The sequence below is a fragment of the Mycoplasma sp. 11548 genome, from assembly GCF_055523555.1.
On sequence record NZ_JBVFVF010000001.1, the window covers coordinates 1 to 12423 of the forward strand.

The following is a 12423-nucleotide window of genomic DNA, read 5'->3' on the forward strand; positions in this document are numbered from 1 at the left end:
ATGATAGGAGTCAATGAAACAAACTTAGATGTTGATAAAAATATTAGGACGAAACAATTAAGAGAATTTTTGTCAAACGAAATAAAAGACAATATGATTTATAAAACTTTTTTTAATGATGTAGAAATTTTAGATATACAATCGCAAGAACTATTACTAAGTTTCAAAAATTACAATAAAAATTCAGAGCAAATTTATTTGAATCTTTATAAAGAAAGTCTTGATAAGTCAGTAGAGCAAGTATTTGGCAAATTTATAAAATATAAAATTGTTACAGAAAAAGACCATAAAAAAACTGAACAAGCATTAGACCAAATAATTGAGCAACCAAAGCAAACTAAAAACTATTTTCAAAATGATTATTCAGATAAATCAACGTTCGAGAATTATTTAAAGGGCGGATTTAATAAAGAAGCTGTTGATATTGGAACAAGCATATCAAAACTTAGTGTAGATTTTAATATCTTTTTTTTATCTGGACCTTCAGGTGGTGGAAAAACCCATTTATTACAAGCTATCGGCAAAAAAATAGAAGAAAGTGGTAAAAAATCAATATATATAACTCCTTTAATTTTTAATAAAAAAATACTTACGGCTATCCAGGATAATAAAACGAATAATATAACTAAATTAATTAACTATATAACTAATGCTGATATTGTTCTTTTTGATGATTTTCATATCTTTGGAGAAGGCCAAAAAAAACAAACCAAGAATTTTATTTACCAAATAATCGAAGCCCGTATGCAAAAAGATGTACCTACAATTATTTCATCAGAAAAAGAATTAAAAGAATTGAAGCTTCAGTTTGAAGATCGCTTGTATACTAGACTTGAATCAGGTTTTATAAGTAAAATCAGCAAGCCCGCCGAAAATGAAATTGATAATATATTAAATTTTTTATTAGAAAAAAACAACATTGATCCAAAAATAATTGACAAAGAGTCTAAATTATTTGTTGTTAGAGAATTCGGGGGTTCAATAAGATCTTTGTTGGGCGCTATAACAAAGATAAAATATTACAATGATGATCTTATAAAAACTGATTATGTATTTAGCGTTATTAAAAAAATCTTTAAAGAGAGGTTTAAGGAAATAGCGGAACTAACACCCGAAGTGATTATTAAGAAAGTTTCAACATACTATAAGATCAGTGTTAAAGAAATTATGGGGAAAACTAGAAAAAAAGAAATTGTTATTGCTAGGCATATTGCTATTATTTTAATGGATGATATGTTGAATATGTCTTCAACTGAAATTGGACGCTACTTAAATAAAGATCATACTACAATTTTGAATGCTTTGAAAAAAAAGAAAAATGAAGAAATATATTCTTCCATTAAACTTGTATTAAACCAAATAAAAAGCGAAATATACACAACTAAATAAAAGTTATTCACAATTTTAATTTTGCAAAAAAGTGTTTTTTTTACAAAATAAATATGTATTTTTGATATTTTTTTGTATTTAACCCAAAAAACACAAAATATAATAATATTAATATTGGAGGTTAAAATGAAATTCACAATTTCAAAAAAATTAATAGAAGATACGATAGATTTTTTATCAGGGTACGTAGAACCTTTAGATACATTTTTGCCATTTAGAGGTATTTTAATTGAACTTTATTTTGACAAATTAATTTTTACAGCTGGGAATACAAATATAGCTGCTCAAAAAACGATTAAAATAGACGAAAAAAATTTAAAAGTAGAAACAACAGGAAAACTATTGATAAATGCAACTATTTTAAAAAACTTAATAAAAAAATTCGAAAAAAATATTACGTTCTTTAAATCAGAAAATAATTTAGAGGTTTTTGAAAATAATACGCACTATACTTTGGTATTCTTGAATGAAAAACTATACCCTGATTTTGATTTTTCATTAGTTGAATCTACTTACGAAATAAACTCAAATGATTTATTAGCAACAATAAACAATGTTTATATATCATCTAATTTAAACCAAGAAAAAGGAAATAATATAACATCAAACCCTACCACAAAAGTTATAAACATTCAATCGGAAAATACAAAACTAAGAATTACTGCTTCAGATAGTTTCAGGTTGTCGACACATTTATTAGAAATTAACAAAGAATCAAATTTAAACATAAATGTTGATTCGAAAAACTTCAAAAAGTTATACCACAAAGAAATGCCTACAAATATAACTTTATTTATAAATAAAAATAAAATCGGAATAATTTATAATAATACTAAGATTTTTACACATCTTGTGAATTTAAAATACCACGATATTGAGAAATTAATAAAATTTTCCAATACCAAAAATATAAAAATCAAAAAAGAAGAATTATTAAAAATAATAAACAAAACTGTATTTTATAATGCTGAAAAAACAAAAAGACTTGAATTTTCTGTTTCCACTGAAAAAATAAAAACTAGCTTTGAAGTTGCTGAAGTGGGAATTTCACAACACTCAACAACTAATTTTGAATATAATGGAAGATCATTTGATATAGATATCGACTGACATTATATAAAGGATGCTCTTGGAGCATTTAACGAAGAAAATATATATTTATGTGTGACAAACGACGAAAAAAGAGTATATATAGTCGGCGATAAAAACAATGGAAACATACAATTAATCACCCCTATTAGGAGGTATTAATGAAAATCCCTATTACAAAAGAATTTATAAAAATCGGGCAATTACTAAAATATATAAAACTAATAGACACAGGGGGGCAAGCTAAATTCTTTTTAGAAGATAATGAAGTAACAATAAACGGAGAAAAAGTTATTTCAAAAAACACAAAAGCAAGGGCTGGAGACATAATATGAATAAATAATACAAAAATACTCGAAGTAGAGTAAAAAAGCAAATAATTTTTTTGCTTTTTTTGTTAAATTTTTAAATAACTTTTAGCATTTATGTGTATAATATGTAAACAAACTGTAAAGCAGTTTTACTTGACAAGGAGGATTATCACTAATGGTAAAAATTAGATTAAAAAGAATGGGAAGTAAATTCAGACCAGTTTACAAAATCGTAGCAGCTGATGCAAGAGCTCCCAGAGACGGTAAAATTATCGAAGCACTTGGGCATTACAATCCAAAAACAAAAGAACTTGTTCTAAACAATGAATTAGTTACAAAATGACTTTCTTTAGGTGCAAAACCAACTGATACAGTTGCTAGTTTACTAAAAAAACAAAAATAATATTTTGCTATGAAAATTAATTTCTTAACAATATTCCCAAATTATATAAAACCACTTAGCGAAGAAAGCGTTATAAATAAGGCTATACAAAAAAACTTAATCCAAATCGAAACTATAGATTTTAGAAACTTTTCTAAAAACAAACATAGAAAAGTTGATGATGAAATTTATGGCGGGGGACACGGCCTTTTACTTCAAATAGAACCAATTGATTTAGCGCTAGATAGTTTAAAAAACCGCGGGGGTTACAAAGTTTTAGTAACTCCACAAGGAAAGGTTTTTAATCAACAAATTGCAAATGATTTATCTTTAAAAGAAGAAATAACGTTTATTTGCGGACGTTACGAGGGTTTTGATGAAAGAATTACAGATTTAGTTGATATAGAATTATCTATTGGTGATTATGTATTAACTGGTGGTGAATTACCTGCTATGGTAATGGCTGATTCGATCTTAAGACTTTTGCCAGGTGTTATTAAAGAAGAATCGCATATAAATGATTCATTTCAAAACGAAGGATTATTAGATTATCCACAATACACAAGGCCAAGAGACTATAAAGGAATGAAAGTTCCAGAAGTATTATTCAGTGGGAATCACAAAGAAATTAATTTATGAAAAAAAGAAGCACAAATATTAAAAACAAAGAAGAATCGACCAGATATTATCGAAAGGATTAATAATGAGAAATAATTTCTTAGAACTAGTAGAAAAGTCACAATTACGTACTGATTTACCTGTATTCAAAACAGGAGATAACGTTAAAGTTCATGTTCGTATTCGCGAAGGAGAAAAAGAACGTATTCAAATTTTTGAAGGTTTAGTAATTTCTAAAAAAGAATCAGGAACTAGAGAAAGTTTTACCGTAAGAAAAATTTCTTACGGTGTTGGTATTGAAAGAACATTTCCTACTAATTCACCTTTAATAGCTCATATTGAAGTTGTTCGTTCAAACAAAGTTCGCAGAAAAAGATTGTACTATATGAGAGACCGTAAAGGTAAGAGTGCTCGTTTAAAAGAAATAAAAAGATAATTTTCCGCTAAATAAACAGTTTAAAGAAAAAATATTTGCTAATTTAAGCAAATATTTTTATTTTATTAAATCTAAGAACTCATTTTCATTAATTATTTTTATATTTAATTCTTTTGTTTTTTTAAATTTAGAACTATTTATATCTAAATAATTTGTTATAAGATACGAAAGTTCTTTGGAAATTGAATTTGAATATTTTCCTCCATTATCTATAATTAATTTTTCATAGTAACTTCTGGGGTTTGATAATTTTCCTGTTATAGCAAAAGATAAGTTTGATAATTTCTTTGTTTGTTTATCGCTTGTTTTATTATAAGTAAAAATTTTATCAAGGTTTATTAGCAATTCTTTATGATCTGTGCGATATTTTTCTATTTCTTCTAAAATTGATGGTCCAATTGTGTCAATTGATTTAAATTTATTTAAATCTATATCTATTAATTCTTGAAAATTATTTATTTTAGAACTTAAAAGTTGGGCCACTCGTAAACCAACATGTTTAATTCCTAAACCATATAAAACTTTATAAAATGCTGTTTTTTGTTTGCTTTCATTAATAGCATTTATTATTTTGTCTATTTTGGTTTCTTTAAACCCTTCATAGGTTAAAATTACACTTCTGTAAGTATATAAATTAAATAAATCAATAAAACTATTTAAAATACCTTTTTCAAAGAAAATATCAATTATTTTATCACCGAGAGTTTGAATATCTAAAGCATGTTTGCTAACAAAATGAATTAATTGTTTTTTTTGCTTTTCTTGGCACAAATAGTTTAAACAAAACTGATCAACTAAATTATTTAAATTAATTAATTGTGAATCACAAGAAGGACAATTTTTTATACCTTTATAGTAATCTTTGACATTTTTTGCTTTTACACCAATAATTTTAGGTATTATTTCGCCTGATTTTATTATGCTTACTTCATCACCTATATTTATATTCATATTTTTAATAAAATCTAAATTATGTAATGTAGCTCTTTTTACTATTGTTTTTAATAAATTAATTGGTTCTATATCCGCAACATAGCTTATTTTTCCAGTGCGTCCAACTGCTGGAATTATATTTTTTATAATTGAATGCTTCACTACTGTTTCAAATTTGTATGCTATTGCATGTTTTGGGAATTTAGAGGTTTGCCCATAACTATCTCAAAGATCAATTTGATTAACTTTTAAAACAAAACCATCGCATTCAAATTCTAAATTATCTTTTATGTTTTGGAATTCTAATATAGAATCTCAAACTTCGTCAAAATTACCTGCTTCTTTAACATATGGATTAGTTTTAAAACCTAGATTTTTTAACTTTTTTATTACTTGTGTTTGTAACTTTAAATTTAATTTATCACAATCAATCCCATCATAAATAATTGAAGCAAGATTCCTTTCTTTGATGTTACTATTGTTAATTTGTTGAATTGAACCAGAAGCAGCATTACGGGGGTTAGCAAATAATTTTTCATTATTTTTTAATCTTAGGTTGTTCAATCTTTCAAATTCACTTTTTGGTAGGTAGATCTCGCCCCTTACTTCTAAATCATCATAAAAATTAATTTTTTTAGGAATGTCACTAATTTCTTTAACGTTATTTGTGACATCACTACCTACTAAACCAGTTCCTCGAGTAACTGCTTTAACTAGGTTACCACCTTTATAATGTAACGCAATTGAAACACCATCTACTTTTGGCTCTAAACTATATGTAATACTTTGATTTTTGTTTTTAGTTGTATTTTCTATAAATTTTAAAATATCTTCTTTTGAGTGAGCTTTATTTAAAGATAACATTGGTTTATTATGTATAAACTCATTAAATTTATTTAATGAGTTTCCGCCCACTTTTTGTGTTGGAGAGTCATGTTGGATATATTGGGGATATTGCTTTTCAAGAGTTTGTAATTTAATTAACTCTAAATCATATTTAGCATCAGAAATTCTTGGATCTGATAAGTTATAATATTCGTTATTTCATTTGTTAATATTTTTAGTTAATTCTATAATTTTTTTTAAAATATCATTTTTTGAATTCATAAAACTATTTTACCATACATATAAGTTTCATAAAAATAGACACATTTATTTATTGAAAATGTATCTATTTTTTAGTTTTAAGTATTTTTAAATAAGCAGTTTGTGCTATCATTGCACCATTATCTGTTGCATATTTTAAATTTGGCATAATTGTATTAGGATGTAATTTACTAAATTGTGACCTTAAATATTTGTTAGCACTAACTCCCCCACCTAACATTAAAGTTTTTATTGGGTATTTTTGTAGTGCTTTAACTGTTTTTTGTATTAAATACTCAATTGCTGTTTGTTGAAAACTTGCTGCTATTTTTTCTTTATTTATAATTTCGTTTCGCATTTGACATTGATTAATAAAATTAAGCACTTGTGTTTTCAATCCACTAAATGAAAAATCAAATTCATCTTGTGTTTTTGGTTTTGAAAATCTAATATATTCACCATTATAAGATTGGTGTATTTTGTCAATGATTGGGCCGCCAGGAAATCCTAAATTTAATTTATTTGCAACTTTATCAAAAGCTTCCCCAACAGCATCATCTAATGTTTCCCCAATGATATTAATATCATCAATATCATTGGCATATAATATTTGAGTATGGCCACCAGAAACTAATAAACAAAGAGCAGGAAACGTAACTTTATGGTCAATTGTTGCTGAAAGAAAATGGCCATCTAAATGGTTTATTGCTATGATTGGTTTGTTTAAGCTTATTGATAATGCACTTGCAAATAAATATCCAACTTGTAAAGAACCAATTAAGCCGGGTTCTTTGGTATATGCAATATAATCCAGAGTATTTAAATCATATTTATTTTCAATAAGTTTTTGGATAATTGAAATATTTTTAATATGTTCTCGAGAAGCTAATTCAGGAATAGTTCCTCCAAATTCTTTAAATATATCAATTTGTGAGATAGTCCACATATCTAATATTTTTCCGTCTTCTAATATTGCTAAAGATGTATCATCGTGAGATGTTTCAATACCTAATATTCTCATTATTTTTTATTACCTATTTGGGGTTTTTTTATGTAATATGGATTTATATTTAATAAATCCAACTCTTCTTGAAAAATTGTCATAGAATTAGAAAACTCATTAATAAATTTATTATAATCAACTTTATTAATGAGTTGATTATCTTTTGGTATAATCTCAATATTATCTATATAATTTTCTTTACTAAAATTTGCTTTATTTAAATAAAATACTTTGTCACCTTGTGCATCTAAAAACATTTCATTTAAATTTGGATTAATAAAATTTAGAATTTTAAAGGTAGATGTAGTAAAGATTTTTTGGCCATGAATTAATGCGACTGTTCTTAAAAAAATCAAGGAAATACGAATTCCAGTAAAAAAACCAGGACCTAAATTTAAATAAAAACTATTTATATCATAAGTATTTAGTAAGTTTCTCTTTAAAATAAGTTCAAAATTTTCAACTAATAAATTAACTTTTTTAGGGACATCCTTAATATAAATGTGATCAATTATTTGTACTTTATTGCTAAATAAAATTATTAAAAAATCACTTGTTGCAGTATCTAAATATAAATTCATTATTTAGCCTCGATTTGATATGTGTGAGATCCGCCATGGTTTAACGCTGCATTAACCATAACATATTCTTTAAATTTTAAATCATGTAAATTTGACCATTCTATTGCAACGATATTATTTTCAAAATAATCCTCGAATTCTTCAACATCACCTTTAAAGTTGTATAAATCAATATGAATTAAGCCAGTGTACATTTTTATATAATTAAACGAAGGTGAATTAATTTTTTCTTTTATACCTAGATGTTTTGCTAAATACTTTACGAATGTAGTTTTACCCGACCCTAAGTCACCATTTAACAATAAATATTTTTTTTGTTGAATTATAGGTAGTCAAAAAGAAACAACTTTATCAAGTTGTGTCTCATCAGTTAAATTATAAATTTTCATTATTAAAGTATTTTTCTAGTGTTGTTTTGATTTTGGTGCCTTTAATAACCACAATTGCTTCAGGACCTGTATGAATTGAGATAACGTTTGGAATCGGAATTATATTAGTTTTTATATTGTATTTTTCATCCAAATAATTTAGTAAATAATTTGCTTCTTCTGTTTTTTCTCCTAATAAAATCACTTCGTCATCATTGTTGAATGTTTCCATTTTTTCATCTATGGCATTTTGTAATGATCTTAAGAATAGGCGGCCTTTACCTTGTTTTTTTAATATACCATCACTAAATCTAATTAGTGGCACAATTTTAAGTAATTTTGCCAAAGTTGCCACTGGTTTTGATAGCCTACCACCTTTTACTAAATAATCATTATACTTAGGGACAAGTGTAATATCTAATTCATAATCATTTCATATACTAGCATTTTTTATAGAATTATCAAGGCCTAATTTATCAAGATAACTTAAAAACTTATTAACTCTAAATAAAATTGTTTGTGCAACGTCTACTGATTTAACTATGTGCACGTTTGGATATTTTTCTGAAACAATTTTAAGAAAACTATATTGACTTGATAAATGCTCTGAGATTGGAAAAACAACCACATGTTTATATTCATTTACTAAAGACTTAATTAAGTTTTCAGAATATCCTATTGGCGTAGCAGATGTTTTTACTCCCTTAGTTTTTAAGTTGAATTTATCAAAAAATGTTTTAGTATTTAAATCAATACCATCATTATAAACAACATCATTCATTTCGATCTGAAGTGGCAAAAAATAGAATCCAAGTTTTTCTGCTTGATGTTTATCTAGACCACAAGCTGAATCGACAACTATTGCTATATCTTTCATAAAATCTATTATATAAAATTTGTTATAATTTTAAACATGATTATTATTAATAATATAAACAAACATTTTGAAAATAACTCAATAATTTTTATTGATTCTAGATTGGTTTATACAAAAAGAATTATTGTTGATGATTTAGTTTTCAATATAGATAAAAATAACAATGTTAAAAGCATAAATGTGTTAAATAATTTAAAATATAACATTAAAAATGATAAATTTTATACTACTAAATTAAGCGAGTTAGTGGCGATTAATAAGATAGCATTAGAAAATAATTTAATTATTAATGACAAACCTCAATTTGTTTATGTTAAAGTTATTAAACGTGTAGTTCACCCTAAATCTGAAAAACTTTTTGTGTTGACTGTAAGTGATTCTAAAAAAGAGTTTCAAATTGTTACAAATACCCTTGACTCCCTTGAAGGTTGTGTTTTGGTTTGTGCTTTGCCAGGCTCTACCACATATTCAGGGTTAAACATTTTACCTGGAAAGGTAATGGATGTTGAAAGTAATGGTATGCTAGCAGGGTATCAAACTTTATCAATTAATAAGCAAGGATTGATTTTTGGAGATATTGAAGATATTGGGAAGGAATTTATTATAAAACATGATAATTAATGAATTAAAAAATAGAGGAATTCTAAAAGATGTAACTAATTTGGATAAATTTAAAAATATCGAAAAAGATGCTTATGTGTATGCGGGGTTTGATCCAACTGCACAAAGCCTTCATTTAGGAAATTATATTCAAATCGCAACAATGTTGCGTTTAAAACAAGTTGGTATTAATGTTTTAGCTGTTGTAGGTGGAGCAACCGGAATGATTGGTGACCCCACCTTTCGTTCGAAAGAAAGAGTTTTATTAGACCAAGATAGTATTAATCAAAATAAATCATTTATCGTAAAACAATTGCAAAAATTCGGATTAGAAGTTTTTGATAATTTAGAATTATATAAAAACATGAATGTTTTTGATTTTTTAAGAGATGTAGGTTCATCAATTAATATCACTTATATGCTAGCTAAAGATTCGATTGCAACAAGGTTAGAAAATGGATTAAGTTTTACTGAATTTAGCTATACCTTAATACAAGGATGGGATTTTTATAAACTTTATGTCGATAAAAATGTTCATGGTCAATTTGGTGGATCTGATCAATGGGGAAATATCACTACAGGGCTTGAGATTATATCTCGTAAAGAAGGTATTGACCATAAGGCTTTTGCTTTTACATGTAATTTGCTTACAGATGCAAGTGGTAATAAATTTGGTAAATCCACAGGTGGTGGTAGCTTATGGCTAGATCCTGAAATGACCAAACCATATGATATGTACCAATTTTTATTAAACCAGCCAGACTCAGAAATTGAAAAGTTATTAAAATGATTAACCTTCATACCACTAAATAAAATTGAAGATATTTTACAACAACACACAGAAAATCCAAAGTTACGAATAGCTCAAAAAACTCTGGCATTTGAAGTTATTAAAGATGTTCACAATATTGAAGACGCAACAAAATGTAAAACACTTTCTGAAATTTTATTTAATAAAGACTTAGATTTAAATAGCATAACAACACAGCAAATATCTTTATTAAAAAAAGATTTAAATTGTTTATCTATTAAAGAAAATACTAATTTAGTAGAAGAATTAATAAAATTTAATGTTCTTAAATCAAAAAGAGAAGCAAGGGAGTTTATTACTAATAACTCTCTTAAAGTAAATTTAATTCCTATTTCTGAAGAGTTTTTAATGTATAGCAATTTTTGAGATAATAAGTATTCATTACTACACGTAGGAAAAAAGAAAATTTATTTATTAGAAATTTTTAAATAAAAATAAATATATAAAAAAGTTAACATAAAACTATGTTAACTTTTTTTGTTCATATGTTTTTTATAAAACAATTTCTGATGCATTTGGCTTACCCGCATAAATTTTATATGTTTCTAAAGCAACTTCGTATCCAAATAATTTAATTAGTGCAATGAATGCTAATTGAGCTGATGCATATGGTGAATTTCCAGTTGTAAATTTATGTTCATTATAATTTGTTAAGGAATCAATTCAATTTTGTTTTCTTAATTCTTTGCTTCAATCTGAAGGATATGAAGCAAAGGCATTATTTTTAATTATATTTGCTTCTTTTAAGACGTTTGGAGCATCACAAATAGCTATAATAGGCTTTCCTAATTCGTGGTGCTTACGAATTAAATTTAGCGATACAACATTTTTTCTTAAAGTTTGTGCACCAGGCCCTCCAGGAACAAAGATAACATCATAATCTTCTATATTGATATTGTTACAAATGTTATTTATATGTGCAAGATTATCTTTTCCATGTGCTTCCTTAAGATTTGGATTATAAAAGTCAATTTGAGTGAATTTTTGTGATGTTTTAAAGATAGTTAAAGGCGTAACTAATTCCACATCTTTAAATTTATCTTCGATGATTACTAATAATTTCATTATTTTTTTCTCCTTACTATACCACGATAAACTAAATAAATTACTAAAACAAATGGTAATAAAATAGTTAAAACAAAAATTATAACGTATGATTTAATTCAAATTTTATTTTCTTGGGTTTTTTGTTCATATACTACATTTTGTAATTGCACTGCTGCTTCATTTGAATTAAAGTTATTTATTATATCATCAGCTCTTTTTTTGTCAAAAAACAAGCTAAAAATATAAAATGCAAGGGCACTAATCATAATTGATAAATTTATTATTAATAGTAAATTTGTATTTTTAAATCATTGATTAAATACTTGTTTAAAATCAAGGATAAAGTGTATATTAAAGCTTGTATTTTCTTGTGGCGAAAATGGGATACCGATTTCAATAATTTGATCCTTTAATGAAAAAATTAAGATATTAAACAATCCAAAATATGTGAAAAAGAAGATTATTAACCAAGTTATACGAAGCCTTTTTAAAATTAGTGAACGGTATAATTCTGCAAAAACAGGACTTGAAGAAATATCATTGCTTGAAAAATTGTCTTTGTACTTCTTGTTGATTTTTTTTCATTGCAAGATTTTAATTGTATTTTTGGTTATATAGAATAACGAAATAAATCCAGGAATCGAAATAAGGATGTAAAGACCAATTCCGAGCGATTCTGTGTTTAAATGTGTTAGGGCATTATAACCAATTCCAATTAAACAAACTGTTAAAACAGATAATCAAAATAATAGTGATACAATCCTTGTTTTTGTCTCGTTTTTTATTATTTTAAAGGTTGTTGGATTGAAGTCTTTCTTTATATGAGGATTTTTAATCGTTTGTTCATTGTTTATGGGTAAATCTTGTTGTTTTGGTTTAAACATATGTATTT

At 25.8% G+C, this 12423-nt stretch carries 15 protein-coding genes; 8 read left to right on the top strand and 7 right to left on the bottom strand.

Features of this window, described 5'->3' with window-relative positions; genetic code table 4:
• The 6 genes from AC0B4K_RS00005 to rplS form a co-directional block, all read left to right on the top strand.
• Window positions 1-1389, top strand: a 1389-nt coding sequence (locus AC0B4K_RS00005; RefSeq protein WP_465103285.1) for a DnaA ATPase domain-containing protein, incomplete at its 5' end; no start/stop codon positions are given.
• 126 nt (window positions 1390-1515) lie between these two features.
• Window positions 1516-2640 (top strand): DNA polymerase III subunit beta, encoded by a 1125-nt coding sequence (locus AC0B4K_RS00010; RefSeq protein ID WP_465103286.1) that lies wholly within the window; start codon window positions 1516-1518, stop codon window positions 2638-2640.
• Window positions 2640-2846 (top strand): RNA-binding S4 domain-containing protein, encoded by a 207-nt coding sequence (locus AC0B4K_RS00015; RefSeq protein WP_465103287.1) that lies wholly within the window; start codon window positions 2640-2642, stop codon window positions 2844-2846. The genes AC0B4K_RS00010 and AC0B4K_RS00015 overlap by 1 nt, the downstream gene beginning before the upstream one ends.
• A gap of 118 nt (window positions 2847-2964) precedes the next feature.
• A complete protein-coding gene (gene rpsP / locus AC0B4K_RS00020; protein ID WP_465102585.1) occupies window positions 2965-3192 on the top strand; it encodes a 30S ribosomal protein S16 in 228 nt (75 codons plus the stop codon).
• Window positions 3193-3201: 9 nt separating this feature from the next.
• Window positions 3202-3885 (top strand): tRNA (guanosine(37)-N1)-methyltransferase TrmD, encoded by a 684-nt coding sequence (gene trmD, locus AC0B4K_RS00025; RefSeq protein WP_465102606.1) that lies wholly within the window; start codon window positions 3202-3204, stop codon window positions 3883-3885.
• Window positions 3875-4225, top strand: a complete 351-nt coding sequence (gene rplS / locus AC0B4K_RS00030) for a 50S ribosomal protein L19 (protein ID WP_465102583.1) — start codon at window positions 3875-3877, stop codon at window positions 4223-4225. Before trmD ends, rplS begins: the two co-directional genes overlap by 11 nt.
• Window positions 4226-4282: 57 nt before the next feature.
• Here the strand turns inward: rplS and ligA are convergent, their stop codons facing one another.
• The 5 genes from ligA to AC0B4K_RS00055 form a co-directional block, all read right to left on the bottom strand.
• Window positions 4283-6265, bottom strand: coding sequence for an NAD-dependent DNA ligase LigA (gene ligA / locus AC0B4K_RS00035; protein WP_465103288.1), 1983 nt, complete (start codon window positions 6263-6265; stop codon window positions 4283-4285).
• 64 nt (window positions 6266-6329) lie between these two features.
• Entirely contained in the window at window positions 6330-7265 is a 936-nt protein-coding gene (tsaD, locus tag AC0B4K_RS00040; protein ID WP_465103289.1) for a tRNA (adenosine(37)-N6)-threonylcarbamoyltransferase complex transferase subunit TsaD, read from the bottom strand.
• Window positions 7265-7828 carry a tRNA (adenosine(37)-N6)-threonylcarbamoyltransferase complex dimerization subunit type 1 TsaB gene (locus tag AC0B4K_RS00045; protein WP_465103290.1) on the bottom strand — a complete coding sequence of 188 codons (564 nt, stop codon included), beginning with the start codon at window positions 7826-7828 and terminating at the stop codon, window positions 7265-7267. The genes tsaD and AC0B4K_RS00045 overlap by 1 nt, the downstream gene beginning before the upstream one ends.
• Window positions 7828-8217 carry a tRNA (adenosine(37)-N6)-threonylcarbamoyltransferase complex ATPase subunit type 1 TsaE gene (gene tsaE / locus AC0B4K_RS00050; RefSeq protein WP_465103291.1) on the bottom strand — a complete coding sequence of 130 codons (390 nt, stop codon included), beginning with the start codon at window positions 8215-8217 and terminating at the stop codon, window positions 7828-7830. Before tsaE ends, AC0B4K_RS00045 begins: the two co-directional genes overlap by 1 nt.
• Window positions 8204-9073 carry a DegV family protein gene (locus tag AC0B4K_RS00055; protein WP_465103292.1) on the bottom strand — a complete coding sequence of 290 codons (870 nt, stop codon included), beginning with the start codon at window positions 9071-9073 and terminating at the stop codon, window positions 8204-8206. Before AC0B4K_RS00055 ends, tsaE begins: the two co-directional genes overlap by 14 nt.
• A 36-nt stretch (window positions 9074-9109) precedes the next feature.
• On the opposite strand from AC0B4K_RS00055, the gene tapR reads away from it, so the two are divergent.
• Window positions 9110-9694, top strand: a complete 585-nt coding sequence (gene tapR, locus AC0B4K_RS00060; RefSeq protein ID WP_465103293.1) for a TyrS-associated PheT N-terminal domain-related protein TapR — start codon at window positions 9110-9112, stop codon at window positions 9692-9694.
• Entirely contained in the window at window positions 9684-10916 is a 1233-nt protein-coding gene (gene tyrS, locus AC0B4K_RS00065) for a tyrosine--tRNA ligase (protein WP_465103294.1), read from the top strand. Before tapR ends, tyrS begins: the two co-directional genes overlap by 11 nt.
• Window positions 10917-10976: 60 nt before the next feature.
• Here tyrS and AC0B4K_RS00070 read toward each other — a convergent pair whose 3' ends face one another.
• Together AC0B4K_RS00070 and AC0B4K_RS00075 are read right to left on the bottom strand one after the other, a co-directional pair.
• A complete protein-coding gene (locus AC0B4K_RS00070) occupies window positions 10977-11549 on the bottom strand; it encodes a DJ-1/PfpI family protein (RefSeq protein WP_465103295.1) in 573 nt (190 codons plus the stop codon).
• Complete coding sequence (locus AC0B4K_RS00075) at window positions 11549-12415, bottom strand: MSC_0882 family membrane protein (RefSeq protein WP_465103296.1); 867 nt, start codon at window positions 12413-12415, stop codon at window positions 11549-11551. Before AC0B4K_RS00075 ends, AC0B4K_RS00070 begins: the two co-directional genes overlap by 1 nt.
• Between the last annotated feature and the right edge of the window lie 8 nt (window positions 12416-12423).